Origin of the sequence: Serratia sp. KG1D (genome assembly GCF_037150675.1) — a bacterium.
Lineage (GTDB): Bacteria > Pseudomonadota > Gammaproteobacteria > Enterobacterales > Enterobacteriaceae > Serratia > Serratia nematodiphila.
In genome coordinates this window covers 1415214-1442179 of sequence record NZ_JBAGIH010000001.1, presented here as the reverse complement: position 1 = coordinate 1442179, position 26966 = coordinate 1415214, and the positions used below count along the sequence as shown (strand labels likewise).

25 protein-coding genes and 1 pseudogene are annotated in these 26966 nt (G+C 57.4%); 15 read left to right on the top strand and 11 right to left on the bottom strand.

Going from position 1 to position 26966, the window contains the following annotated elements:
- Positions 1-87 precede the first annotated feature (87 nt).
- From WFM45_RS07175 to gstA, 4 genes are all read left to right on the top strand, one after another.
- Positions 88-783 carry an HD domain-containing protein gene (locus WFM45_RS07175; RefSeq protein ID WP_004938376.1) on the top strand — a complete coding sequence of 232 codons (696 nt, stop codon included), beginning with the start codon at positions 88-90 and terminating at the stop codon, positions 781-783.
- A gap of 95 nt (positions 784-878) precedes the next feature.
- Positions 879-1142 (top strand): DUF3811 domain-containing protein, encoded by a 264-nt coding sequence (locus tag WFM45_RS07170; RefSeq protein WP_019455965.1) that lies wholly within the window; start codon positions 879-881, stop codon positions 1140-1142.
- A 356-nt stretch (positions 1143-1498) separates the two neighbouring features.
- Positions 1499-2383, top strand: coding sequence for a 4-hydroxy-tetrahydrodipicolinate synthase (gene dapA, locus WFM45_RS07165; protein ID WP_049240177.1), 885 nt, complete (start codon positions 1499-1501; stop codon positions 2381-2383).
- 92 nt (positions 2384-2475) lie between these two features.
- Positions 2476-3081 carry a glutathione transferase GstA gene (gstA, locus tag WFM45_RS07160; protein ID WP_033633168.1) on the top strand — a complete coding sequence of 202 codons (606 nt, stop codon included), beginning with the start codon at positions 2476-2478 and terminating at the stop codon, positions 3079-3081.
- 39 nt (positions 3082-3120) lie between these two features.
- On the opposite strand, the gene pdxY is transcribed toward gstA, so the two are convergent.
- Complete coding sequence (gene pdxY, locus WFM45_RS07155) at positions 3121-3981, bottom strand: pyridoxal kinase PdxY (protein WP_048323250.1); 861 nt, start codon at positions 3979-3981, stop codon at positions 3121-3123.
- Between the two features lie 522 nt (positions 3982-4503).
- Here pdxY and WFM45_RS07150 point away from each other — a divergent pair.
- Positions 4504-7596: a DUF4214 domain-containing protein gene (locus WFM45_RS07150; RefSeq protein ID WP_336954975.1), complete on the top strand. Its 3093-nt coding sequence runs from the start codon at positions 4504-4506 to the stop codon at positions 7594-7596.
- A 378-nt stretch (positions 7597-7974) separates the two neighbouring features.
- Here the strand turns inward: WFM45_RS07150 and tnpA are convergent.
- From tnpA to anmK, 5 genes and pseudogenes are all read right to left on the bottom strand, one after another.
- Positions 7975-8249: pseudogene (tnpA, locus tag WFM45_RS24645) on the bottom strand (IS200/IS605 family transposase).
- Between the two features lie 301 nt (positions 8250-8550).
- Complete coding sequence (gene tyrS, locus WFM45_RS07140; protein WP_021505454.1) at positions 8551-9825, bottom strand: tyrosine--tRNA ligase; 1275 nt, start codon at positions 9823-9825, stop codon at positions 8551-8553.
- Positions 9826-9963: 138 nt separating this feature from the next.
- The gene (pdxH, locus tag WFM45_RS07135) at positions 9964-10617 is read right to left on the bottom strand and encodes a pyridoxamine 5'-phosphate oxidase (protein ID WP_004931292.1); all 654 of its coding nucleotides are present in this window, start codon (positions 10615-10617) and stop codon (positions 9964-9966) included.
- A gap of 89 nt (positions 10618-10706) precedes the next feature.
- Complete coding sequence (locus tag WFM45_RS07130) at positions 10707-11009, bottom strand: MliC family protein (protein ID WP_004931294.1); 303 nt, start codon at positions 11007-11009, stop codon at positions 10707-10709.
- Positions 11010-11054: 45 nt separating this feature from the next.
- The gene (anmK, locus tag WFM45_RS07125; RefSeq protein WP_015377738.1) at positions 11055-12176 is read right to left on the bottom strand and encodes an anhydro-N-acetylmuramic acid kinase; all 1122 of its coding nucleotides are present in this window, start codon (positions 12174-12176) and stop codon (positions 11055-11057) included.
- A 351-nt stretch (positions 12177-12527) separates the two neighbouring features.
- On the opposite strand from anmK, the gene WFM45_RS07120 reads away from it, so the two are divergent.
- Positions 12528-12992 carry a glycine zipper 2TM domain-containing protein gene (locus tag WFM45_RS07120; protein WP_025159710.1) on the top strand — a complete coding sequence of 155 codons (465 nt, stop codon included), beginning with the start codon at positions 12528-12530 and terminating at the stop codon, positions 12990-12992.
- A 93-nt stretch (positions 12993-13085) separates the two neighbouring features.
- Here the strand turns inward: WFM45_RS07120 and slyA are convergent, their stop codons facing one another.
- Positions 13086-13517 (bottom strand): transcriptional regulator SlyA, encoded by a 432-nt coding sequence (gene slyA, locus WFM45_RS07115; RefSeq protein ID WP_004931301.1) that lies wholly within the window; start codon positions 13515-13517, stop codon positions 13086-13088.
- A gap of 180 nt (positions 13518-13697) precedes the next feature.
- Here slyA and WFM45_RS07110 point away from each other — a divergent pair, with 180 nt between their 5' ends.
- From WFM45_RS07110 to WFM45_RS07100, 3 genes are read left to right on the top strand one after another with little or no spacing between them, the layout of a single operon-like run.
- Positions 13698-13934 carry a DUF1656 domain-containing protein gene (locus tag WFM45_RS07110; RefSeq protein ID WP_004931303.1) on the top strand — a complete coding sequence of 79 codons (237 nt, stop codon included), beginning with the start codon at positions 13698-13700 and terminating at the stop codon, positions 13932-13934.
- A 3-nt stretch (positions 13935-13937) separates the two neighbouring features.
- Positions 13938-14801, top strand: coding sequence for an efflux RND transporter periplasmic adaptor subunit (locus tag WFM45_RS07105; RefSeq protein WP_015377735.1), 864 nt, complete (start codon positions 13938-13940; stop codon positions 14799-14801).
- Positions 14802-14804: 3 nt separating this feature from the next.
- On the top strand, positions 14805-16835 hold the full coding sequence (locus WFM45_RS07100; RefSeq protein WP_060559599.1) for an FUSC family protein: 2031 nt from the start codon (positions 14805-14807) through the stop codon (positions 16833-16835).
- Here WFM45_RS07100 and sodC read toward each other — a convergent pair whose 3' ends face one another.
- On the bottom strand, positions 16836-17357 hold the full coding sequence (gene sodC, locus WFM45_RS07095) for a superoxide dismutase family protein (RefSeq protein WP_015377733.1): 522 nt from the start codon (positions 17355-17357) through the stop codon (positions 16836-16838).
- A 241-nt stretch (positions 17358-17598) separates the two neighbouring features.
- Here sodC and WFM45_RS07090 point away from each other — a divergent pair, with 241 nt between their 5' ends.
- Entirely contained in the window at positions 17599-19443 is a 1845-nt protein-coding gene (locus WFM45_RS07090; RefSeq protein WP_336954974.1) for a polyurethane esterase, read from the top strand.
- A gap of 59 nt (positions 19444-19502) precedes the next feature.
- Here WFM45_RS07090 and WFM45_RS07085 read toward each other — a convergent pair whose 3' ends face one another.
- The 3 genes from WFM45_RS07085 to WFM45_RS07075 all read right to left on the bottom strand — a co-directional run bounded on the left by WFM45_RS07085 (position 19503) and on the right by WFM45_RS07075 (position 21691).
- Positions 19503-20399: an aldo/keto reductase gene (locus WFM45_RS07085; protein ID WP_004931312.1), complete on the bottom strand. Its 897-nt coding sequence runs from the start codon at positions 20397-20399 to the stop codon at positions 19503-19505.
- 99 nt (positions 20400-20498) lie between these two features.
- On the bottom strand, positions 20499-20738 hold the full coding sequence (locus WFM45_RS07080; protein WP_015377731.1) for a DUF1289 domain-containing protein: 240 nt from the start codon (positions 20736-20738) through the stop codon (positions 20499-20501).
- Between the two features lie 23 nt (positions 20739-20761).
- A complete protein-coding gene (locus tag WFM45_RS07075; RefSeq protein WP_193152098.1) occupies positions 20762-21691 on the bottom strand; it encodes a LysR substrate-binding domain-containing protein in 930 nt (309 codons plus the stop codon).
- Positions 21692-21830: 139 nt separating this feature from the next.
- Here WFM45_RS07075 and WFM45_RS07070 point away from each other — a divergent pair, with 139 nt between their 5' ends.
- From WFM45_RS07070 to gloA, 5 genes are all read left to right on the top strand, one after another.
- Positions 21831-22472, top strand: a complete 642-nt coding sequence (locus WFM45_RS07070) for an NAD(P)-dependent oxidoreductase (RefSeq protein ID WP_004931317.1) — start codon at positions 21831-21833, stop codon at positions 22470-22472.
- A 138-nt stretch (positions 22473-22610) separates the two neighbouring features.
- A complete protein-coding gene (gene eptA / locus WFM45_RS07065) occupies positions 22611-24248 on the top strand; it encodes a phosphoethanolamine transferase EptA (RefSeq protein WP_004931319.1) in 1638 nt (545 codons plus the stop codon).
- Positions 24249-24350: 102 nt separating this feature from the next.
- Entirely contained in the window at positions 24351-24971 is a 621-nt protein-coding gene (locus tag WFM45_RS07060) for a TetR/AcrR family transcriptional regulator (RefSeq protein ID WP_021505463.1), read from the top strand.
- A gap of 91 nt (positions 24972-25062) precedes the next feature.
- A complete protein-coding gene (locus WFM45_RS07055; RefSeq protein WP_033633184.1) occupies positions 25063-26166 on the top strand; it encodes an alkene reductase in 1104 nt (367 codons plus the stop codon).
- Positions 26167-26507: 341 nt separating this feature from the next.
- On the top strand, positions 26508-26915 hold the full coding sequence (gene gloA, locus WFM45_RS07050) for a lactoylglutathione lyase (protein WP_004931325.1): 408 nt from the start codon (positions 26508-26510) through the stop codon (positions 26913-26915).
- Positions 26916-26966 lie beyond the last annotated feature (51 nt).

Here is a 26966-nt window from a genome sequence, read left to right as displayed (position 1 = left end):
CCGCAGTTATGACAATAGTGGGTTGCACTTTAGTAAACAATAGCCGTTTTACTGTCATCCTCCCGGCATCCGGCACGGCTATGCTGATTGACCGATTTCCCTCAACAGGAGCTGAACGTGTCTTTACCCTCGCTGACGCAAGAGCTGTTACAACCTTTCTCCCCTTACCAGGCGCTGGCACAAACGTTGCTGCCGCTCACCCTCGAGTCGGACGACGGTTCGCATGACGTCGCGCACCTGCACCGGGTCTGGAAGAACTGCCGTCGGATCAGCAAGCTGGAAGGCGGCGACCGGCGCATTCTCTGCGCGGCGGTGCTGCTGCACGACGCCGTCGCGGTGGAAAAGAATTCGCCGCAGCGCCATCTGGCCTCGCGCATGGCGGCGGAGCAAGCCACGCTGACGCTGGCCCGGCTGGAATGGGCGCCGGCGGACATCGCGGCGGTGGCTCACGCCATTGAAGCGCACAGTTTTTCCGCCGGCATCCCGCCACAAACGCTGGAGGCGAAGATCCTGCAGGATGCCGATCGCCTCGACGCTATCGGCCTTATCGGCGTGGCGCGCTGCTTCTATATCGGCGGCCGCATGCGCAGCGCGCTGTATGACGCCGCCGATCCGCGGGCTGAACATCGCCAATACGACGACAAGCGTTTCTGCCTCGACCACTTCGAAACCAAACTGTTCAAGCTGCAAGACGGCTTCCAGACCGCTGCCGGGCGGCAGATGGCCGAACAGCGCACCGAACGCATGCGGCGCTTTGTCGACGATCTGCTGGAAGAGGTGTAATGCCGGCCTACGGGGCATTTTCGTTATGCCCATAACATTTTCGGTCATATAACGCCGCTAAACTGTAAGTCAACTTCACCGAACGGGCGGCACAGATGAAAAAGTTGACGTTGAAAGAGATGACGGAAAGCGAACAGCGGGAAGTGAAAACCGAATTGGACAAGGCGCGTAAAAGCCATGGCAGGCCGCTGACCAACGCCGAACAGCACAAGGTCAAGGATGAGGCGGTGGCGCGCATCATGGCCGCCAGAGCGAAGCTCGCCAAGGCGGAGCGTGCAGAACGCAAAGCCAACCGCTACCGGCCAAGTGGCGACACTTTCAGTTGGTCTGCCACCATCGGCTCCCGCCCGCCGCGCTGAGCCAACCCTCCCCGCCGCGGCGGGGATTTTTATTTATTAGCCAAACTCATCCTCACCGGCGAATCATGAATAACAATGTTATCAATCTGTTGTAAATTGACAGCCTGATGAAGAATATTCATTATCACCCCACTTCCCCTTTTCGCGAGACTGCCATGGCCTACCCACGCAACGCTGATATTCTGATGACGCCTGCGTTGCCCCTTGGCGGTTTGGCGGCGGTTACATCGAAGAAACAGACGCTCATTTGACCGGGGCGCGCTGTCCCGTCAGATGAGCTGACTGGATGGCACGCAACGCCCCGCCTTCAATTTTCTCATCTGGCTTCTCTGTCGGTCACACAGAAGGAATATTTTATGGCCTCATTTTCGGGTATTTGGGTGGCGATGGTTACCCCTTTCAATCACAATGCCGTCGACCTGCCGGCGGTGCAACGCCTGGCGCGGCACCTGCTCGACGCCGGCATCGATGGTCTGGTGGTCTGCGGCTCCACCGGTGAAGCCGCCGCGCTGAGCAAAGAAGAACAGCTGGCGGTGCTCGACGCCGTATTGGAAGTGGCGCCTGCACGCCAGGTGGTGATGGGCCTTTCCGGCAATAACATGGCCGCCACGCTGCAAATGCAGCAGGCCATTCAGCTGCGCGACATCGCCGGCGTGCTGATCCCGGCGCCTTACTACATCCGCCCTTCGCAATGCGGCCTGATCGACTATTTTACCCAGTTGGCCGACGCCTCCACCGTGCCGGTGATCCTGTACAACATTCCGCAGCGCACCGGCATCGCCATGGAGCTGGCCACGCTGCGCCGGCTCGCACGCCATCCGCGCATCACCGCCATCAAGGACTGCGGCGGCAACCCTGACACCACCATGGCGCTGATCGCCGATGGCGAAATCGATGTGATGACCGGGGAAGACAATCTGATCCTCACCACGCTGTGCCTCGGCGGCACCGGCGCCATCTCCGCCGCCGCGCATGTTCACCCGGAACGTTTCGTCCAGCTGGTACAGCAGGTCGCCGCCGGCGATCTGGCTGCGGCGCGCAGCAACTTCTACGAGCTGCTGCCGATGATCCACCAGATGTTCAGCTTCCCGAATCCGGCGCCGGTCAAGACGGTGCTGGCCCAGCAGGGGCTGATCGCCAACGAGTTGCGTTCGCCGATGCAGGTGGCGCCGCCGGCGCTGCAGCAGCAGATCGCCGCGACGCTGGCGCAGCTGCAGCCCGCCGAGGCGATCGTCGGTTAAATTTGTTAGCTAAGCCGCTGTAATTTTGGTGCTATGGGACTACGATGAGAGGTTAAGCATGCCCGTCATTCGTCATCAACAAGGAGCTTCCGATGAAACTGTTCTATAAAGCCGGCGCCTGTTCGCTGTCCCCGCATATCGTGTTGCGTGAGGCAGGGCTGGATTTTACGGCGGAGAAGGTCGATCTGGCGCAGAAGAAAACCGAGAGCGGCGCCGATTACCTCGCCATCAACCCCAAGGGACAGGTCCCGGCGCTGCTGCTGGATGACGGCAGCCTGCTGACCGAAGGCGTGGCGATCGTGCAATATCTGGCGGACCGTGTGCCGGATCGCAACCTAATCCCGGCGGCGGGCACCCTGTCGCGCTACCACGCGATCGAATGGCTGAACTACGTCGCCACCGAGCTGCACAAAGGGTTCAGCCCGCTGTTCAACCCGAAAACGCCCGAGGAATATAAAACCATCGCGCGCGCCAGGCTGGAGCAGCAGTTCAGCTATCTGGATTCGGTACTGGCGAAGCAGCACTTCCTGTTGGGAAGCCGTTTCAGCGTGGCCGACGCCTACCTGTTCACCGTGCTGCGCTGGGCATTCGCCCTGCAGTTCGATGTGCGCAAGCACGCCCATCTGGCGGCCTGGTTCGATCGCGTTGCGGCACGCCCGGCGGTAGATGCGGCGCTGAACGCCGAAGGATTGAAGTAAGGTTCAGCCCCGGCGGCTCTCGCCGGGGCCCGATGCCGCTTACAGTTTTACCGCTTTGAATTCGCTGCGCGGTTGCACGATCCGATCCTGCGCCGCCACTACTTGCAGCTCGTATTCTCCCATCGCCTGCGTGGTCAGCATCACCTCATACACGGCGGCGGTCACGTGCTCCAGCGCTTTATCCAGCGCCTCGCCCTTCAGCAGATCCACCAGCAGCAGACCACTGGTCAAATCGCCGACGCCGACCGGCTGACGCGCCCCGAAGTCCACCAGCGGCCGGCTGATGTGCCAGGCTTCGTCCGCCGTCACCAGCAGCATTTCAAAACAGTCGGCGTGATAGCCGGCCCGGGCCAGATGCTTGACCAGCACCAGCCGCGGCCCTTTGGCGATCAGCGCGCGGGCGGCCTGCACCGCATCAGCCACGTTGGCGACGGCCATCTGGCTCAGCATCTCCAACTCCAGCAGGTTCGGCGCCATCATGTCGCTGCACGGCAACGCCTGGCGGCAGTGAAACTCGGCCACGCCCGGCGCCACGATGCAGCCTTTTTCCGGATGTCCCATCACCGGATCGCAGAAATACCAGGCATTCGGGTTCGCCTGCTTAACCTGGCGCACGATCTCCAGAATATGGTCGCCCTGCTCCGGCGAACCGATATAGCCACTCAACACCGCATCACAGCGCTTCAGTTGATCGATATTGGCGATGCCCTGCGCGATCTCGGTCAGGTGATTGGCCGGCATGACGCAGCCGGTCCACTGGCCGTATTGCGTATGGTTGGAGAACTGTACCGTGTTCAGCGGCCAGACGTTGACGCCCATGCGGCGCATCGGAAATTCAGCCGCACTGTTGCCGGCGTGACCAAACACCACGTGCGACTGGATAGAAAGAATGTTTTTCATCGGAACAACTGACCTCGCCATGCCGTGTGCATCAGCCCGCGGCGAAATGATAATGGGTGCACAACGCGAAAACGTCATGCCGGCGCTGTTAAAAACAAGAAATAAGAGGAATTTTTATGCTTTCGACGGCGGCATATTGTAGCGAAACTCAGAATAAAAAAAAAGCAAACTCATCAGTGATGCCCTATCTTCTAGAGAAATAAACCAGAATATCCTTAGGTCAGGTCGCATTGCATTTTGGCGTTTATCTACTGTACTTATTGGTTTATGGGACTTTACCCAACAATCTGAAGTTGATTTTCCTTTCGATATCACGCCAAAACAGGAGAGTGCATATAATCAAATAAAAATCAATAAGTTAAAAGATAACTGGGATTTAACTCATCGCTATCGACGCTGAAATTACCGAAGCAATCATCGGACAAAACCATGCTTTACCACCGTCATGACGAAGCACTGAAATGGATGATTGAAATAACACTTTACTGCTGTTTTCAATAAGAATCTGGGGATTATATCAATATGAACAATCTGTCAGCACAGCAAAAAGTTGCTGTAGCTTATCAAGCTATTTTAGGCAATAAAGCAGACACCGCCTCGCTGAACTTCTTCGCTTACCAGATATCAAGTGGCAAACTCTCGCCAAGCCAGCTTGCCAGCCAACTGATCAGCTCACAGGACGGACAGACTCGCTACAAGGGCATGAGTAACGAAGAGAAAATAAACTATATCTATAGTAATATTACCGGTACACCACCTGATTCGGATACCTTGTCAAAGTGGGTTTCCCTGCTAGAACAAGGCAACTATCTTGGAACAATTGCCATCAGCATCATTAATCAACTCGAAACTTACGAGGGTGATGATCAGGTGGTGCTTGCGCAACAAGAGTTCCTTGCGAATAACATTGCGACCACTTTGCATCCTGCCTTGAATAAATCGCCAGAGTTCATCCCCGATGCAGCCAACATTCAAGCGATTTATTACGTTATCGGTGGAATTCCTGTCGCTGAAGGTATCAATTTCTGGGCAGACTACCTGCATAGTGATCGTACTAAGTTAGGCTATATCGCGCAAAAATTTATCGAAGGTCGTTCAGCCCTTACGGTACTGAATAACGAAGACTTCATCAAAATCCTTTTCCAAAATACCTTCAAACTAGCAGCGACACCTGACGACATAACCCGTTATCTGCTTGAACTGGGAAATAACGGCAAAACGCGAGGTGATATCGTCGTCAAGATGATCGCAGATATTCGCGCTGACAGCTCGCATCCAGAAGCAAAAGCGCAGTTTGAGCAGGCGACTCATGTATACATGGCGGGAGAGATGCCTGCGGTTATCTATCAGGAGACCGTCGCCGCTTTTTATCTCACCATAGCTAAAACGACCGTTTCAGCCAGCGCTTTGGACACCTGGAGCAAAATGCTGGCTAGCGGCATCGGTGAAACTGTGCTGCTAAAACAGCTCGCTAAATCAGCCCAGTTCTCTGCTGCTAGCGATTTCAACAGCGTTTATCAAACTCTTTATAAAAGTACGCTCAGTGCCTCGGAGTCACAGGCGATTCTGCTGAAAGCAGCCAATGACAAATTCGCCGCCACAGCAATGATTATTAAAGCTTTTCGTGATGGAAAATATCCGCTAGACACGCACCCTGTTCCACCGAGTCATAGTCTGGTTCAAGCTTACGAAACGATGATCGGCGGTTCTCTGAATTACGAGCAGAAATTCAATGGAACTTTTACCATCTCTGCAGACGGCAAACTGATGGCGGCTGTTAATGGGCACTCTATCCAAGCTTTGACTAACGCAGAAATCTCCTCATTGAGGTTACAAACCACCTTGAAAATTAATGCAACTACTAATCACAGCGTTGATTTAGGATTCCTTTCGGACACCGTTACCGAAATTGTGTTAAACGGCGCCCACGCAACCAGCAGCCAGCTTTTGACCAGCTTCAACGCCAAACAGCATATCACTCTACTGATAGACGACACAGGGATCGTCAACGCAGGTGGAATGATACAGGTGGTCAACACGACTGTGTTTGTTGAACCACAAACTAATCTCGATGACGCTAATTTAAGCATAAACATGCATGCTGGCAGCTCTCTGCTGTGGAAGGGTAACAGCATCAACGGTGGTGCCAACAGCGTTAGCCAGCATGTCACTGCGGTAAATATGGATGGAGCAACAACCGCATCCTCACAGACTGGCATTGTTTCCGCTAACCTGATTACCAAAGATATTTATTTGACCAACTCTGGAAGCAATGGCCTACAGGGTATTATCGCCAGTAATCTCAATCAGTTTTTGTATTTTTCCTTCATCGAACTCACGCACTATCGCGGCACCGGAAATATTTACCTGAATGGAGAATTGGTGGCAACGGAAGGTAGCAATGTATTTGACTTTGGCGTAATTGACCAACGAGCAACGGTCTTCAACCAAGCTTACAATAATATTCACTCCCTACAACAAGCCGAACATGCGACCCAGCATGAAAGCAACTATACAGGCTCTTCCAGTCCTATTATTTCCGCATTTTCCGGGGAAATAACTTTGCTGAATCTTTCCAGCGACACATTGCTGGTCAACGGAGATCTAACTAATAAAAGTCGTATCAATATTTACGATACACAGCAGAGCGACAACAAATTTACCCTCTCGTTTACCGAGCCCGCAATGGACTTAAGGTATATCGATATGGGCACGATCAGTCTGACATCTGCGCATAAAAACACTCTAGCCTTCACGACATATGCCTCATCATCCCACAACGTTGAACGTTCGTTAACGTTAAGTGGTGGGGATAATCACATATCCACTATAGAACTCAGTAGCAGAACAACCGGCCCACATATCACGCTGGATCTGACAATAAAATCCGACTTTACCGACAACCTTAAAACCATTAACGGTATTGATGCTTCCATTGGGTCAGTCTACTCTTTGATCGACCTCAATCTGGTATCGGAGAAAGCGGGGACTGGCGGAGGTGGATTCTACAACACGCTGACAAATCTGAACAACAGCACAGAATTCGGTAGTGTCATCAATGCGCTCAAGGGCGAACAATTGAACATCGGCTCCACCGGTCTGACCGTTAACTCCGCCACTGTCGAGGGCAACACCACCGTTGATATTGCTCGGCAACTCACATTCACAGACAGTAAGATAGATAATCTGATAACTCTAAACAAAAATTTCCAGCAAAGCACCATCCTGCTCGGCGACAATTACGAGCAATGGAGTTTCTCAAACGATGGGCAGAAAAAAGTCGCATTATATGGTAGTGCCACTACTCCAGCGGAACTGAACACTGTGTTCAGTGGGATAAACGCCGACGATGCAGAATCGCTTTTCTCGCAAGCCTTGGCAAAATTAACCCAAGGCGCCAGTACGAACAACTTGGCGGAAGTGGGGATAGCGAAACTGGGGAAATCGGTGTATGTAATTGTAGATCGGAACCACAATCAAACATTTGATGCGAATGATTCCGTGTTTTCGATCGGGGATCAGGATATTTATCTCGCCGCCAGCGAGCTGCGTTATCATGTACTGCCGGTCACTACCAATGGAATAGCAGAAACTCACATTGAGACCACAGTATAGTACACTAGAACAATGGGCAATCCCTCTGTATTATCGGAGAATTGCCCGGGCTACAGTGAAGCGGTCAAATGGGGGCGCCACTCGCCCCTTATATTCTTGAGGAACAGGAACAGCATACATCGTCCCGATATCGGATCGGTATCACTTCACCAGAATGCACGGGCGTAATAAATAAAACGCAGTGCCTGTCCTACAGGTGGAAGATACCGTACAAGCGAGGAAGATGGTCATGGAATCGGTAGAAATCTGCAACACACGGCGACCGCACATCTATCGTTGAAATGGCTTTGCACGACGCCCCCTAATTTCGAGTTAATCCTGCAACAACTCCATCTGCTGTTCGAGCTCTTGGTCCTTCTTATCCTGATGCTTCACGTATCATCTGATAATTTCTTCGTTTACTCCTACCAGACCGACGAAGTATCCCCTTGCCCAGAAATGATTGCCCCACAGCTTCTTTCGGTATGAGGGAAACGATTGTAAAGCCGGATTGCACGGCGTCCCTCCAGGGCGCCCATCAGCGTCGGAATCGATAGTTTCGGTGGGGCTATCACAACCAGATGCAAATGATCTGGCTGAATATTTAACTCAAGAACTTCACAGTCCTTCATGTTGTAGAGGATATAAATTGTTCGGTAGAGCTCTTTGCCCACCTTGTCGCGGAAGATCTTAAATCGATATTTCGTGCCCAAACCAGGTGGTATTTGCAACGCCAAAACACATGTGATGAACTCCTGTATAAACCCATGTTGGTGATTTCCTTCTTACTTGTGGTGAGTAAGCTGGAATATTCCGGCATGGGTTTTCTTGAGGCTAGAGCCTCACAGGTTCAATCACCACCTCCTTAGGAGGTGGTTTAAGGCTTACAACAAAAGCCCGATGAATATCATCGGGCGTTACTGGCCTGAAAGTATCAACCTCTATCAAAACTGATCACACAAATTGCTGATTCGCTTACTGCCAATCCACCAGGCAGTAATGCTTTTTGCCGCGGCGCAGCAGCGTGTAGCGGCCGAACAGACGGTCTGAATCGCTGAAGCGGTATTCGGCATCGGACTGCTTCTCGCCGTTGATGGTTACCGCGTTGGAGCCGATCATGGTGCGTGCCTGGCCGCGTGACGGTACCAGCTCGGCATTCACCAGCGCCTGCTGCAGATCGGCGTCGCGGTCCAGTTTGATGGTCGGCATGCCGTCCTGCGCCAGCTGGGCGAAGTCCGCTTCGGTCATGTCGTGCAGCGCACCGGAGAACAGACTCTGGGTGATGCGCTTGGCGGCCGCCAGGCCTTCCGCACCGTGCACCATGCCGGTCACTTCTTCCGCCAGCACGTACTGGGCGCGCGGCGCCTTGCCGCTGTTCTTGTCTTCTTCTTCCAGCGCGTTGATGTCTTCCAGGCTCATGAAGGTGAAGAACTTCAGGAAGCGGTAAACGTCGGCATCTGCGGTGTTGATCCAGAACTGGTAGAACTTGTACGGGCTGGTTTTTTCCGGCGCCAGCCAGACCGCGCCGCCTTCGGTTTTACCGAACTTGGTGCCGTCTGCCTTGGTGATCAACGGCACGGTCAGGCCGAACACCTGCTTCTGATGCTGACGACGCGTCAGATCGATACCCGAGGTGATGTTGCCCCACTGATCGGAACCGCCGATCTGCAGCTCCACCTGGTGGCGGTTGTACAGTTCGGAGAAATCGAAGCCCTGCAGCAGGTTGTAGGAGAACTCGGTGAAGGAGATGCCGGAGTCGTCGCGATTCAGGCGCTGCTTAACCGCTTCCTTGTTAATCATCTGGTTGACGGAGAAGTGCTTGCCGATATCACGCAGGAAGGTCAGCACGTTCATGCCGCCGAACCAGTCGTAGTTGTTGGCCGCGATAGCGCTGTTGCTGCCGCAGTCGAAATCGAGGAACGGGGAAACCTGTTTGCGGATCTTCTCGACCCACTCGTTCACCGTATCGGTGGTGTTCAGCTTGCGCTCCGCCGCTTTGAAGCTCGGATCGCCGATGAGGCCGGTGGCGCCGCCCACCAACGCTACCGGCTTGTGGCCGGCCAGCTGGAAGCGCTTCAGGCACAACAGAGGAACCAGATGGCCCAAATGCAAGCTGTCAGCGGTCGGATCGAAACCGCAATACAGTGCAATTGGCCCTTGCGCCAGTCGCTCCGCTAACGCTTCCTCATCCGTAACCTGGGCAACGAGGCCCCGCTCTTGCAGTTGTTTAATCAAGTTGCTGCTTGCCATCAATGACTCCATGTATAAACGAATGCACCTTTGCCGGTACACGGCCTTTCGCCCAGTGGCGAAATAAAAATTCAGGGTAGCGCATAGAATAAAGCGCCGGCGGCATCAGCACCAGCGCTTAGAGAGGATTTTCCGCCTTCAGGGTGCCAGTCGGTCAATTTTCCAGTCATTCCCGTCCCGCTGATACAGGAAACGGTCATGCAGGCGATGGGCGCCCCCCTGCCAGAACTCGACGGAGTCGAATTTCACGCGGAATCCGCCCCAGAAACTCGGCAAAGGCACCTCACCCTGCTGGAACTTCTGCTTCAACTCGAGGAATTTGCTCTCCAGCACGCCGCGCGCGGAAATGCGCGACGATTGCTGCGAGACCCAGGCGCCGATCTGGCTGTCCTTCGGCCGGCTGTTGAAATACTTCAGCACGTCGAGCGTCGACAGACGCTCCGCCTGGCCGAGGAAAATCACCTGGCGATCGAGCATGTGCCAGGGGAACAGCAGGCTGATATGCGGGTTGTGCGCCAGCTGTTGCGCCTTGCGGCTGCCGAGGTTGGTGTAGAACACCAGCCCCTGCTCATCGAAATGCTTCAGCAGCACGATGCGTTGATAAGGCTGGCCGTGTTCGTCGACGGTCGCGACGCACATGGCGGTGGGATCCGCAAGGCGCGCGTCGCAGGCCTGTTTCAACCAACGCTCGAACAGTTCGAGCGGGCTGGCGGTCAGATCGTTGCGGCGCAGGCCGCCCCGGGTGTATTCACGGCGCAGGTCCGCAACATCAAACTCATTCTTTTCAATCATCTGGGTTATCGACCAACTGAAAAAATCCGTCGTTACATTCTGCGCCTGCGGCGTCAGGAACTCAATCGCTCCGACGCCGCCGTCAACCCTCACTCCGTCAACACGCAGTCGCTCATGACTACCTTGCCGTTGCGCTCAAGATAGGCGTTACGGTCTTTCGACCAAAAAGTGTATTTGCCGTCGCTGTATTTGGCGCCGGTCAGCGCCAGCACCTGCTTGAGATGCAGCTGCTCGCCATCCATCAGCAGGCTGACTTCGCTCGCCTTGCCGTCGAGCGCCACCGTCAGCGGCGTAGTGCCGCACTGGTAGTGCATCGTCTGGCTGCTCTGCGGCAGGATGTAGCTGCAGCCGGACAGCGCCAGCGCGCCGGCGACGAAAATGACTTTTTTCATGCTGTTGCTCCTTAGAAAAATCCTTCACAGGCTATCCTAACAGAGCTAACGGCCCCCCAATGGCAAAACCGGATAAATCCCACCCAGCACCGTTTCACGGCTGGCGCCGGTTACCGAAGGCAGGTTGCCGGCCTGGCCGGACAGCGTACGGAAGGCCAGCCAGGCAAAGGCCAACGCCTCCATGTCGTCACCGCTGACGCCGAAATCGTCGGTCAGCCCGACCTCAGTGCCCGGCAGCAGCGCCGACAAACGCGCCATCAGCAGCGTGTTGCGTGCCCCGCCGCCGCACACCAACAGACGCTCGCACCCGCCGGCCAGCTGCACCTGTTCGCTAATGCTGACGGCGGTCAGCTCCGTCAGCGTGGCCTGCACGTCGACCGGCGCAATCGCCGGTAGTCCGGCCAGCTGCCGCTCCAGCCAAGCGATATTGAAATACTCGCGGCCGGTGCTTTTCGGCGCCGGTTGCGCGAAGTACGGATCCGCCAGCATCTGCTGCAACAACGGCAAGCAGACTCGCCCCTGCATCGCCCAGCCGCCGTCCTGATCATAAGGCTGCGCGCGGTGGCGCCACACCCAGGCGTCCATCAGCATGTTGCCCGGCCCGGTATCGAAACCGCGCACCGCCGTACCGGGCAACAGCAGAGAGAGGTTGGCGATGCCGCCGACGTTTAGCACCATGCGCCGCTCGACGGGATGCCCCAGCAGCGCCTGATGAAACGCCGGCACCAGCGGGGCGCCCTGCCCGCCGTACGCCATGTCGCGCCGGCGGAAATCGCCGACGGTGGTGATATTGGTCAGCGCGGCGATGCGGTTGTTATCGCCGAGCTGCATCGAGAAACGCGCGTCGCCTTCCGGCTCGTGCCACACCGTCTGGCCGTGGCAACCGATGGCGGTGACCTGCTCCGCGTCGATGCCGGTTTGCTTCAGCAGGCCGAGCACCGCCTCGCCGAACAGCGTACCCAACTGCGCATCCAGCCGGCCGACGGCGGCCAACGTAGTTTGCTGCCCCTGGCACATCCCCAGGATCTCTTTTTTCAACGCCATCGGCATCGGATGGCTATAGCTGGCCTGCTGCGCCACCATGCGATCGTCAATCGCGGCCAATACCACATCGATTCCGTCCAGACTGGTGCCGGACATGACGCCTATATAGCGGCCTGACTTCATAGCAACATCCTCTAACCCGCACGGTAAGCAAATTTTATCCTGACAAATAAACCAGAATTGACGAATTAACGCCATGAATTATGATGCTTTTTTTACGCGCCGTGAGCCAGATGCGTCTCTGTGGCACATTTTATGTGTTAAACCGTGCGTTAACCGGCAACGGAATGTCGGTGAGGCTGTCATAAAGGTAAACCGCGGTTTATTATTGGTTGAACAGAGAAAAGTTAAGCTGCGTGCAGCGATGAGGCATGGCGCTGTATCAACTTTCAGCCATACTTTGTCTATCATTTTCACTGAATCTTGCCTGGTGAGCATTGCCAGGTTATGGACTACTACCATCAGGAGTTTTATATGATCAAGCGTCTTCTCGTCGTTGCCGTCGCCGCCGTTACGTTGGCTGGGTGTGCCAATGAATCCATGTCCGGCGATGTCTACTCGTCCTCGCAGGCCAAGCAGGTGCAGAACGTCACTTACGGGACGCTGGTTTCCGTGCGTCCGGTTAAAATTCAGGGCGGCGAAGGCTCCAACGCCTTGGGGATGATCGGCGGCGCGGTAATTGGTGGGTTGTTGGGCAACACCGTTGGCGGCGGCACCGGCCGTACGTTGGCTACCGCGGCGGGCGCTATCGCCGGCGGCGCGGCGGGCAACAGCATCGGTGAAGTGGCCGGTCGTACCTCAGGCTACGAGCTGGAAATCAAAACCGACCAGAAAGAGAACATCGTGGTGGTGCAGAAAGCAGGCGACACCAAGTTCAGCCCGGGTCAGCGCGTGCGCATGGCGCGCATGGGCGACACCATCACCGTCTCTCCGCTGTAAGTCAGCAGGCGGCACACGGCAAACCGGAGGCAATCGCCTCCGGTTTTATTTCTGATGCTGTGAAACTGTAATCGTAGAAAAATAAGAATATTATTATTTGTTCTGCAGTTCGGTGATATTTTGTTCTAACTTGCCAATCAGCCCTACCAACAGATGCACTTCGTCGGCGGTAATGCCGCTTAAAATCTCACTGCGTGTAGACGTGATCACACTGTCCACTTCCCTGATGATCGGATCGGCCGCTTCGGTCAGCTTGATGCGCTTCGCGCGGCGATCGTTGGCACAGGTGTGACGCGTGATCAGCCCCTTCTCCTCCAATTGGTCCAGCGTGCGAACCAGTGACGGTTGCTCGATACCGATCGCCTTGGCCAACTGGATTTGCGACTGCTCCGGCGGCAAACGATTGATATTGTGCAAAGTGACCCAGTGCGTTTGGGTCAGCTCCAACGGCTTGAGCCGATGATCGATGAGCGCGCGCCAAACACGAACTAATCGTGCTAAATCTGAACCTAATGTTGACTCCACTTCCCCCTCCTTATAATTAGCATGCTAACATTACCTCCCAGAGTTTAGACTATTTTGGGTAACTCACATTAAAAACACAAATGTATATAATGTATATTGTGGAAATAGCCACTATTTTCGGCCGTTATCGTTTAATCGTTATGCAAATATTCAACATATTCACCCTTAGGGATTGTTAATGTGAATACATCATGGTTACACACCTCATCCCCCTTACCCGATTTGGTCCTGGGGGCATCGCTTTATTTTCCACCTATATTTAAAGCTTTTTTACTAGGACTGGTCTTATGGCTGCTGATTCATCAACTGCTGAGAGACTGGATGTATTCCGGTGAAATCTGGCATCCCATGTTGATGGACCTGTCCATTTTCGTTCTGACCGTCAGCGGTTCCTTATGGATTTTAGCGAGTTGGTAACCCATGCAGCATAAAACATTAAAATACTTCTCTACGGTGATCGTCTGCGCCATTGCCGTCTGCGCCGGTTGGTGGCTCTGGAATTATTATATGCAATCCCCATGGACCCGTGATGGAAAAGTGCGCGCCGAACTCGTCAATATCACCCCTGAAGTCTCTGGAAGATTAGAGAAAATAAGCGCGAATGACAATCAGTTCGTACCTGCGGGAAGTCTGATTTTTACCCTCGACCCGGTGCCCTACCAGATCGCGCTGGACAATGCCGAGGCCGCGGTGGCAAAAGCGCAATCGGATCTGGCCAAAGCAGACCACGAGGCTGCCCGCCGCCGCGGCTTGCCGCGCAACGTTATTTCCGCTGAAGATTTGGATGAGTCCAATTTAGCCGCTCAGGCAATGAAGGCCGCCTATAAAGCCGCCCTGGCCAACCTGGAACAGGCCAAATGGAATTTGAGCAAAACCAAAATTTACGCGCCGACCGACGGTTATATCACCAATCTGCAGGCGCGAGTCGGGAACTACGCCAACGCCGGCACGCCTTTGGTCGCGCTGGTGGATGTCCATTCGTTTTATGTACTCGGTTATTTCGAAGAAACCAAGCTGAAACATATAAAAGAAGGCAATAAAGCCGATATTGTCTTATATAACGGCAACACCCCGCTGCAGGGGGAAGTAGAGAGTATCGGCCGTGCCATTTACGATCAGAGCGTTGACAGCAACAACGATCTATTAATGGACGTTAAGCCTAATGTTCCCTGGGTGCGTTTGGCTCAGCGCGTGCCGGTGCGGATAAAATTGCTCAACGTGCCCGCCGATTTGACGCTGGTTGCCGGCACCACCTGCACCATTTCGATTCATCAGCGGAACTAAAGTGTGAACCTGCCCTTTCTGGAGTGGAGCCGTACCCCCTGGGGTAAGGCGACCGGCGGCCAATGGCGCTATGCGCTGCGCAACTCGCTGGCGATGTGTCTGGCGCTGTGGGTCGCGTTCGTGCTCGAGCTCGACGAACCCTATTGGGCGCTCACCTCCGCCGCGGTGGTGAGCTTCCCCACCATCGGCGGCGTGATCAGCAAAAGCATCGGCCGCATCTTCGGCAGCCTGGTGGGCGCCGCCGCCTCGGTGGCGATCGCCGGGCACTGCCTGAACGATCCCTGGCTGTTTACGCTGTTCATCGCCGCCTGGATCGGGCTATGCACCTACGTCTCCAACCATTACCAAAACAACGTCTCTTATGCCTTCGCGCTGGCGGGCTATACCGCCGCCATCATCGCCTTCGGCACGGTCAACGTCACCGATACCCAGCAGATCTTCGACATCGCCCAGGCGCGGGTTTGCGAAGTGATCACCGGCATTCTGTGCGGCGGGTTGATGATGATGATCCTGCCCAGCACCTCCGACGGCGAAGCCCTGCTGACCTCGCTGCGGCGCATGCAACTGCGCCTGCTGGAGCACGCCGCCATGCTGTGGCAGCCGGAGGTCACCGCGCAGATGCGCACCTCGCACGAAGGGGTCATCGGCCAGATCCTGACCATGAACCTGCTGCGCATTCAGGCATTCTGGAGCCACTACCGGCTGCGGCGGCAAAATAACCTGCTCAACTATCTGCTGCACCAGCAGCTGCGCATTACCAGCGTCATCTCCAGCCTGCGCCGCATGCTGCTGAACTGGCCGGATCGCCCCGTCAATCTGATGCCGGTGCTGACGCAACTGCTGGACGAGCTGCGCGATCCCGCCACCGATAAATATCGCTTGGCGCGCCTGCTCCAGCAGATCGCGCCGCACGATCCCGCGGACTATCGCCATCGCGCCTTCTGGCTGCGGTTGCGCGATTTCTGTTGGCTTTACCTGCGCTGCAGCCGCTGGCTGCGGCGGTTGGAAAGCGCCACGGCGGTCAGCGATCTCCAACCGCCGCGCGCCACTTCGCTGGCGCGCCATACCGACAGCTATGAAGCCGCCTACAACGGCCTGCGCACCTTTTTGTGCATCGTGATCGGCTGCGCCTACTGGATCAACACGCAATGGGACGCCGGCAGCGCGGCGCTGACGCTCACCGCCATCAGCTGCGTGCTCTACTCCTCCACGCCTTCGCCGATCAACAGCGTCAGCACCTTGCTCAAGGCGGTGCTGCTGCTCTCGGTCGCCTGCTTCGTGGTGAAATTCGGTTTGATGATCCAGATTGACGATTTCTGGGTGTTCTGCGCCTTCCTGTTCCCGATCCTGGTGACCATGCAGATGCTCAAGCTGCAGAACCCGCCTTATGCCGCGCTTTGGGGGCAGCTGATCGTCTTTATGGGCTCGTTTCTGACCGTCAGCAATCCGCCGAGCTATGACTACCAGTCCTTTATCAATGACAACATCGCTAAAGTCGTCGGCGTGCTGCTGGCCGGGCTGGCGTTTCAGATCCTGCGTCCCAGCTCGGACAAACGCAAAAGCCGCCGCATTATCCGCGCGCTGCGGCGCGACTTTATCGATCAGTTGAGCAAACGGCCGCAGCAGAACGAAAGCCAGTTCGAATCGCTGATCTACCATCGCATCAGCCAGCTCAATCAAAGTCAGGATCAGGAGGCGCGCACCTGGTTGCTGCGCTGGGGCGTGGTGCTGCTCAACTGCAGCCATATCGTCTGGCAACTGCGCGACTGGCAAACCCGCTCAGATCCGCTGTCGGCGGTGCGCAACGTCTGTATCCACTGCCTGCGCGGCATCATGACGGAGAAAGGCGTGCAGCACAGTTCGCTGGACGCCACGCTGCAGGAATTGCTGCGCATGAGCAACGCCCTGGCGCACCACCCGGAACAGGCGGCGCGCGATCTGGCCGGCCTGATTTGGCGGCTCTACTGCTCGCTGCAGCAGTTGCAACAGGCGATGGGCCAGCCCGCCGCCGCACCGGCCGTTAGCGGCGGGTGATCACTTGATCACGCCGCAGGCGAAGCGCGCACCGCCGCCGCCGAGCGGCTGTGGATGATCCGAGTGGTTATCGCCGCCGGCGTGCACCATCAGCGCCTTGCCCTCAATTTCGCTGATTTTTTTCAGCCGCGGCGCCAACACCGGATCGTTCGCCATGCCGTCGGCGGTTACATAGATGGCCGGCAAATCGCCCAGATGCCCGTCGGCATAGGGTCCGAGGTGTTTCCCGGTTTTTTGCGGATCAAAATGCCCGCCAGCCGCCAGCGCCGCCACCGCCTTGCCGTCCTTCATGCCCGGCTCGCAGCTGCCTTTCTCATGCACATGGAAACCGTGCACCCCGGCCGGCAAGGCTTTCAGGCTCGGCGTGAACAGTAAGCCGTAAGGCGTTTCGCTGATGGCCACTTTGCCGATATCCTGACCGATACCCTGCCCGGTCACCAAATTCATCTCAACGTCGACCGTCGCCGCCTGAGCGGCTCCGCACGCCATCAAGCCAAGCGCCGCATACCAATAACGTTTCATCAATCAGTCTCCTTAATGACTATATCGAGTTATCAGTATAGGAGAGCCAACGCCAGCACTGTTAACCAACGCACAATCTCGCCAATTTGATTCGCGGGCCTAATATTTAGCACCAATAATAATTCTACCGATGTTGGTCCTCTGACCAGCTGTCGTTCGGCTAACGTTGTTTCCCTGTTTCCACCGCCGACGCGCGAGAGTTCACTTCCCGGCCAGGCGGCATACTTCATAAGGAACTGATATGGGCATCTTTAGCTATAAGGATCTGGACGAAAACGCGTCAAAGGCGCTGTTTTCCGACGCCTTGGCCATCTCTACCTACGCTTACCACAATATCGATAACGGCTTCGATGAAGGCTATCACCAGACCGGTTTCGGGCTCGGTCTGCCGCTGACGCTGATCACGGCGCTCATCGGTAGCACCCAGTCGCAGGGCGGCCTGCCCGGTCTCCCCTGGAACCCCGACTCCGAACAGGCCGCGCAGGACGCAGTGAACAATGCCGGCTGGTCGGTGATCAGCGCCACGCAGTTGGGTTACGCCGGCAAAACCGATGCGCGCGGCACCTACTACGGCGAGACCGCCGGTTACACCACCGCGCAGGCCGAGGTGCTGGGAAAATATGACAGCGAAGGCAATCTCACCGCCATTGGCATCTCATTTCGCGGCACCAGCGGCCCGCGCGAGTCGTTGATCGGCGATACCATCGGCGATGTGATTAACGATCTGCTGGCCGGGTTCGGGCCGAAAGGCTACGCCGACGGCTACACGCTGAAGGCGTTCGGCAACTTGCTGGGCGACGTGGCGAAATTCGCGCAGGCCCACGGGCTGAGCGGCGAGGACGTGGTGGTCAGCGGCCACAGCCTCGGCGGGCTGGCGGTCAACAGCATGGCGGCGCAGAGCGACGCCAACTGGGGCGGCTTCTACGCGCAGTCCAACTATGTCGCCTTCGCCTCGCCGACCCAGTACGAAGCCGGCGGCAAGGTGATCAACATCGGCTATGAGAACGATCCGGTGTTTCGCGCGCTCGACGGCACCTCGCTGACCCTGCCGTCATTGGGCGTTCACGATGCGCCGCATACCTCCGCCACCAACAATATCGTCAACTTCAACGATCACTACGCGTCGGACGCCTGGAATCTGTTGCCGTTCTCCATTCTCAACATTCCGACCTGGCTATCCCACCTGCCGTTCTTCTATCAGGACGGCCTGATACGGGTGCTGAACTCCGAGTTTTATTCGCTGACCGACAAAGACTCGACCATCATCGTCTCCAACCTGTCGAACGTCACGCGCGGCAGTACCTGGGTGGAAGACCTGAACCGCAACGCGGAAACGCACAGCGGGCCGACGTTTATCATCGGCAGCGACGGCAATGATTTGATCAAGGGCGGCAAAGGCAACGATTATCTCGAGGGCCGCGACGGCGACGATATCTTCCGCGACGCCGGCGGCTATAACCTGATCGCCGGCGGCAAAGGCCACAATATCTTCGATACCCAGCAGGCGTTGAAGAATACCGAGGTCGCCTACGACGGCAACACGCTTTACCTGCGCGACGCCAAGGGCGGCATTACGCTGGCGGACGACATCAGCACCCTGCGCAGCAAAGAAACCTCCTGGCTTATCTTCAACAAAGAAGTGGATCATCAGGTAACCGCCGCCGGATTGAAATCGGACTCAGGCCTCAAAGCCTATGCCGCCGCCGCCACCGGCGGCGACGGCGATGACGTGCTGCAGGCTCGCAGCCACGACGCCTGGCTGTTCGGCAACGCCGGCAACGACACGCTGATCGGCCACGCCGGCGGCAACCTGACCTTCGTCGGCGGCAGCGGCGATGACATCCTGAAGGGCGTCGGCAACGGCAACACCTTCCTGTTCAGCGGCGATTTCGGCCGCGACCAGCTGTATGGCTTCAACGCCAGCGATAAACTGGTATTTATCGGCACCGAAGGCGCCAGCGGCAATATCCGCGACTACGCCACGCAGCAAAACGACGATCTGGTGCTGGCCTTCGGCCACAGCCAGGTCACGCTGATCGGCGTCTCGCTCGATCACATCAGCACCGATCAGGTGGTGTTGGCCTAAAGATCGGCATAAAAAAAGCCGGGCGCTTTCGCCGCCCGGCTTTCCTCTTTCTGCCCGCCTTAAGGCACGTCATACCCCAGCGCCGCCTTGCGAATGCGGAACCACTGCTGGCGGCTCAGCACCAGTTTCTGCGCCTTCAGCGCCGAACGCACCCGCTCAATCTTGCCGGAGCCGATGATTGGCAACGGCGACGACGGCAGGCGCATCACCCAGGCGTACACCACCTGCTCGATGGTCTCCGCGCCGATCTCTTGCGCCACCCGCTGCAACTCGTCGCGCAGCGGCTGAAACTCGGCGTCGTTGAACAGGCGCCCGCCGCCCAGGCAGGACCAGGCCATCGGTTTGATGCGCAGCTGCTGGCACTGGTCGAGCGTGCCGTCGAGAATGGCCGGTTGGTGAATCGGCGAGATCTCCACCTGGTTGGTCGCCAGCGTGAACGGCAGACGCGACTGCAGCAGTTGGAACTGCGCGGGCGTAAAGTTGGATACGCCGAAATGGCGCACCTTGCCGCTTTTGTGCAACGCAACGAAGGCTTCGGCTACGTCGTCAGCGTCCATCAACGGATCCGGGCGGTGGATCAGCAGCAGATCGAGGTAATCGGTATGCAGATGGCGCAGTGACTGTTCCGCACTCTGCACGATATGATCGCGGTCGGTGATGTAATGCCCAATCGGGTTACCGGGCTTGGCGGTGGTGGCGATGCCGCACTTGGTCACCAATTCCAGCGACTGGCGTAGCGCCGGCTTCAGACGCAGCGCGTCGCCGAACGCCTGTTCGCAGGCATAGCCACCGTAGATATCGGCGTGATCGGCGGTGGTGACGCCCAGTTCGACATGCTGTTCGATGAACGTCAGCAGCTGCTGCGGTGACATGCCCCACTCCATCAACCGCCAGTAACCGCAAATCATGCGGGAAAATTCAGGCCCCTGCGGCGCGAGACGAATACGTTCTACCATTGCGAAAACCTCATGACATTAGTTGTCAGCCAGCATACACAAGCCGGTGATGCACAGGGAAGCGGTAAGCCACACGAACGTGCGGCAGATCAGGAAAGGTTAAAACAACGACGGCTGCTCCGGCAGCGGCTCGTCAGGCGCTTTATTGGCGCGCTGCAGCCGCAGGAAGCGTTGACGGCACAGGCGCAACACCTCGCGCTTTTGCGCATCACTCATGTTCATCCAGCCGAAACGCTCCTCGCGGCTGCGCAGGCAGCCACGGCAGAATCCACGATCGTCGGCCTGACAAATGCCGCGACACGGGCTGGGGATGTCGAAAAACTCAAGCTGCTGCGCCACGGGGCTCCTCCTGCGTTCTCTTGCTAATTGAAGACGCCATCGCCGCCGCTGGCAAGTCCCTTTTCTCCATTGCGGCGAAAATAGTCACGCAAATAGCGCAGCGCCTGGCGGCTTTTCTCCGGCATAGTGCGTTCCAGCGTCAGCGCGTGCAGCCGCAGCGGCGCCGGCCGCCACTCCGGCAACAGCAGCAACAGCTCGCCGCGCTGCAGTTCGTCGCCAATTTCATACAGCGGCTGAACGGAAATGCCCAGACCGGCGCGGGTAAAGGCGCGCATCACGTTCATGCTCTCGCTGACGATCTGTCCTTCCGCCAGCCGCAGCTTGACCTGCTGGCCGGACTGGTGCTGCAAATCCAGATGCGCCCCGCTGTAGCCGCTGGAGATCCAGCGGTGCTGTACCAAATCCTGCGGTTTTTCCGGCACCCCATGCTGGCTGAGGTAACGCGGTGCGGCGCACAGCACCATCGGCCACGCCGTCAGCGGATGCGCAATCATATTGGCGTCCGCCAGCTGCCGGTTGGCCCGCAGCGCAATGTCGACCCGCTGTTCTATCATATCGACGATGCGATCGTCCGCCAGCACTCGCAGCGTCAGCTTGGGATGCGCCTGCAACAGCGGCGACAACGCCTCCGCAAGCGATCGGCCGCCGATGCCGACCGGGGTGGCGATGCGCAGCTCCCCCACCAGCGTATCCCGCAGCTCCGCCAACCGCTGCTCCGCCTGCAGCGCCTGTTGCAGCATCGCCTCGCAGCCGGGATAGAACGCCGCTCCTGCCTCGGTCAGCGCCAGACGGCGGGTGGAACGATGCAGCAACGGCACCCCAAGCGCCTTCTCCAGCGAGCGCATGTGCTGGCTGACCGCCGACGGCGTCATGCCCAGCCGCCGTGCCGCACCGGCCAGCGAGCCCTCCGCCACCACGGTGGCGAATACCGCCATTCGATTGAGTTTATCCACGATTATGAAGTTTTACTTAATCAAGAAAGCATGAATATGGCACTAATCACGGCTATTGTTAAGGACTAGAGTAGAAACCACGCGGCAGGCACCTCGGCCTGCCTCACGATACTGAACCTATCCCCGAAGGAGCATACAGATGAAAGTAGCCATTATTGGAGCAACCGGTTTTGTTGGCCGCCGCGTGGTGGATGAAGCGCTGGCTCGCGGTATTCAGGTGACGGCAATCGCGCGCCAGAAAAAAGAGTTGCCGGAGCACGCCAATCTGACCGTCGCACTGGGCGACGTCGCCGATACGGCTTGGCTGGCGGGACAATTGCGCGGCCAGGACGCGGTGATCAGCGCCTACAACCCCGGCTGGGGCGAAGACAACCTGTATGAGAAAACCACCCGCGGCGCCCAGCAGATCCTCACCGCGGTCGAGCAGGCCGGCGTCAAACGCCTGTTGGTGGTCGGCGGAGCCGGCAGCCTGGAAGTGGCGCCGGGCGTTGAACTGGTGGATACGCCGCAGTTCCCGGAAAATATCCGCCCCGGCGCGCAGGCGGTGCGCGATCTGCGCAACAAACTGCGTAACGAGTCGGCACTCGACTGGACCTATCTTTCGCCGGCCGCCCTGCTGGAGCCGGGCAAACGTACCGGCCAGTTCCGCCTCGGCACCACGCAACTGCTGATGAACGGCGAAGCGCCGGCCAGCATTTCGGTGGAAGACCTGGCGGTCGCTATCGTTGATGAGATTGAAAAGCCTCAGTTTATTCGCGCGCAATTCACCGCCGCCTACTAAACCGCCCCGCCGCCAGGCCGCTCGGCCTGGCGTTTTCCGCGTATTCTCCGCCGCCAGTAATCTGAGTTTCTAAGGTTTTCTTAAGTTTCATCCGGTAGATTTCAAGGCATTATCTACTTTCAGGATCCCGATTTGGCAATGTGGTTACGTCAACGCTTACGGTGCAACAGCCTCGGTTTTACCCTCGCCGCCGCCCTGTTCTTCACTTTATTTCAGAACGCCTTATTCCTGCAGCGCGCCTGGTCGTATATCACCTTCGATAGCGCCCACAGCGTGATTTTCGCCGCCAGCATGCCGGTGGTGATCTTCTGTGCGTTGAATATCATCTTCAGCGTATTGACCGTGCCCTACCTGCGCAAGCCGCTGATCATCTTTTTCTTGCTCGGCAGCGCCGCAGCCAACTATTTCATGTTCAGCTATGGTGTGGTGATCGACGGCAACATGATGCAAAACGCCTTCGAAACCAACCCTCAGGAGGCGACCGCGCTGCTGACGCCGCGCATGGGATTGTGGCTGACGCTGCTCGGCATTCTGCCGGCGGTGGCGGTCTGCTTCACTCAAATTCGCCAAACTCGCCCCTGGTGGTACATGGTCGGACTGCGCGCCGCCAACGTCATGCTGTCGTTGGTGGTGATCCTGATCGTCGCCGCGCTGTTCTACAAAGACTACGCTTCGCTGATCCGCAACAATAAAAGCGTGGTGAAGATGTTGACGCCGTCCAACTTCGTGGCCGGCACCATCAAGTTTACCGAACAGCGTTACTTCACCCGCAATCTGCCGCTGGTCAAGATCGGCGAAGATGCGCGTAAAGGGCCGCTGATCGCCAGGCAGGCCAAGAAAACGTTGGTGATCCTGGTCGTGGGCGAAACCGCCCGCGCCGAAAACTTCTCCCTCGGCGGCTATGAACGCGAAACCAACCCGCGCCTGAAGCAGGACAACGTGGTCTACTTCAAAAACGCCAGCTCCTGCGGCACCGAAACGGCGATCTCCGTGCCCTGCATGTTCTCCAACATGCCACGCAAGGAGTACGACGCGACTCAGGCGACGCACCAGGAAGGCATGCTCGACGTGCTGGCGCATGCTGGCGTCAATGTGCTGTGGCGCGATAACGACGGCGGCTGCAAAGGCGCCTGCGACCGGGTGCCGCACATCGACATGACCAAGCTGAAACCGCAGCAGGACTGCGACGGCGAGGTTTGCATGGACAACGTGCTGTTGTACAAGCTGAACGACTACATCAATAGCCTGAAAGACGACGGCGTGATCGTGCTGCACCAGATGGGCAGCCACGGCCCGGCTTACTACCGCCGCAGCACGCCAGAATTCCAGGCGTTTTCGCCGACCTGCAACAGTAATCAGATCCAGGATTGCAGCCATGAACAATTGGTGAACACCTACGACAACTCAATCCTGTATACCGACGCGATGCTCGATGCCACCATCAAGCTGCTGCGGCAGTATGACGACCGTTTCAATACCGCGCTGGTCTATTTGTCCGATCATGGCGAATCGCTGGGGGAAAACGGCATGTATCTGCACGGCACGCCTTATGTCTTCGCGCCGAGCCAGCAAACGCACGTGCCTTTCCTGATGTGGATGTCGGCCGACTATCAGCGCAATTTCGGCATCGATCGCCAGTGTCTGAATACGCTGGCGGAAAAGGACGAGGTTTCGCAGGACAACCTGTTCCACACCCTGTTGGGCATGCTGAACGTACAAACCCGCGAATATCAATCCCAGTTGGATATCCTGCAACGCTGCCGCAACGCGGCGTAGCGCTTAACTTTCGCGTGCTGCTGGGGCACAATAGTTTGCAGACAACCGGCGTTTTGTGCGCCGGTTTTTTTATTCCCATTGACCTAGACCAATCGGTCTATTATGCTCGGCACCATGATGACCAAATCAACGCATTGCAACGTGGATACACGTGAACATCTGCTCGCCACCGGCGAAACCCTCAGCCTGCGCCTGGGCTTTACCGGCATGGGGCTGAGCGAACTGCTGGCCACCGCGGGCGTGCCGAAAGGCTCGTTCTACCACTATTTTCGCTCGAAGGAAGCCTTCGGCGAAGCGATGCTGCAGCGCTATTTCGCGCATTATGATGCAGAAATGCAGGCGCTGTTTGCCGACAGACGCGGTGATGCCCGCCACCAGCTGCTCGGCTATTACGCCCAGGCTATCAGCTACCACTGCCGCAGCGAATGCCACAACGCCTGCCTGGCGGTGAAGCTTTCCGCCGAGGTGAGCGATCTGTCGGAACCGATGCGCCATGCGCTGGAAACGGGCACCGCTCGCGTGATCGGCCACCTTCAGGAGGCCATCGAGCGCGGTATCGCCGAGGGCTCGCTGTCGGTAGCCATGAGCCCGGCGGCAACCGCAGAAACGCTGTATTCACTGTGGCTCGGCGCCACGCTGCGCGCCAAGATCCGTCACTCGCTGGCGCCGTTGACCAGCGCGCTGGAAAGCATCGAGTTGCTGCTGCGCCCGCCGCAACCGTAACGGTAACAACTTATTTTTATTGAAAAAATGCAGTTCATGGTTTTTTATCGCCCATTACTAGACGACCGGTCTATTAAATACAGGATGCACTATGAAGACTGAAAAATTGCTCTCTCCGCTGAAGGTTGGCGCCATCACCCTGCCCAACCGCGTGTTTATGGCTCCGCTGACGCGTTTGCGCAGCATCGAGCCGGGCGATATTCCTACGCCGCTGATGGCGGAATATTACGCACAGCGCGCCAGCGCCGGCCTGATCGTGACCGAAGCGACGCAGATCTCCTTCCAGGCGAAAGGCTACGCCGGCGCGCCGGGCCTGCATACCCCGGAGCAGATCGCCGCATGGAAAAACATCACGCAGGCAGTGCATGACAACAACGGCCACATCGCCGTACAGCTGTGGCACGTAGGCCGCATTTCCCACGCCAGCCTGCAGCCAGGCGGGCAAGCGCCGGTCGCGCCTTCGGCCATCAACGCCGAAACCCGCACCACCGTGCGTGATGAAACCGGCGCCTGGGTGCGCGTGCCGACCTCCACACCGCGCGCGCTGGAAACCAGCGAGATCCCGGGCATCATCAACGATTTCCGCCAGGCAACCGCCAACGCGCGCGAAGCCGGCTTCGATTTCATCGAACTGCATGCTGCCCACGGCTATCTGCTGCACCAGTTCATGTCACCGGCTTCCAACCAACGTACCGATCAATACGGTGGCAACATTGAGAATCGCACCCGCCTGACGCTGGAAGTGGTCGACGCCACCATCGCCGAATGGGGCGCCGAACACATCGGTATCCGCATCTCGCCGCTGGGGCCGTTCAACGGGCTGGACAACGGCGAAGATCAGGAAGAAGCGGCGCTGTATCTGGTGGAAGAGCTGAATAAGCGCAATATCGCTTACCTGCACATCTCCGAACCTGACTGGGCCGGCGGCAAACCGTATTCCGACGCCTTCCGCGACTCGGTGCGCGCCCACTTTAAAGGGGTGATCGTCGGTGCCGGCGCCTACACCGCCGAAAAAGCCGAAGCCTTGATCGAAAAAGGTTTCATCGACGCGGTGGCCTTCGGCCGCAGCTACATCGCCAACCCGGATCTGGTCGAGCGTTTCCGTCAGCACGCCCCGCTGAACGAACCTAAGCCGGAAACCTTCTACGGCGGCGGCGCCGAAGGCTATACCGACTATCCGTTTCTGGCGAAGTAACCTGTCCTGACCCCAACGGCCACGCAATCGCATGGCCGTTTTTTATGCGTCGCGCGCAAAGCAAAAAGGCCCGCACGAGGCGGGCCGGTGTTCCCTGGTGTTGATCTTTATTGCCGTTCGATTTTTACACGATCGCCGCTGGAATAGATAATTGATTGTGCAGATCAATTACTCTGTATCGATCGGTACACTCGATCAATATTTAGACACCCTCGACGCGAGACCACAAAGTGACATTGTCACCAGTTCGTCACGTTGAATTCCCTTGCGGGACAAGGCTATACTCGCTTGTGCTTCAATCCACCCGCCGTCTGCCACGGCACAGTCAATTCAGAGGAATTATGCGCTTACTCCATACCATGATCCGCGTCGGTGACCTGCAACGCGCCATCGACTTCTACACCAAGGTATTAGGCATGCGCCTGCTGCGCACCAGCGAAAACCCGGAGTACAAATACTCCCTGGCTTTCGTCGGCTATACGGAAGAGAGCGAAGGCGCAGTTATCGAACTGACCTATAACTGGGGCACCGACAGCTACGATATGGGCACCGCCTTCGGCCACCTGGCGCTGGGCGTGGATGACGTCGCCGCCACCTGCGACAGCATCCGTCGCGCCGGCGGCAAGGTCACCCGCGAAGCCGGCCCGGTGAAAGGCGGTACCACGGTTATCGCCTTCGTCGAAGATCCGGACGGCTACAAAATCGAGCTGATCGAAAACAAACACGCCGGTCAGGGTCTCGGCCACTAAGCCTCCCCTTCAGGGCGCGTTGGCGCCCTGCTGATTCTCCGCGCGATAGCG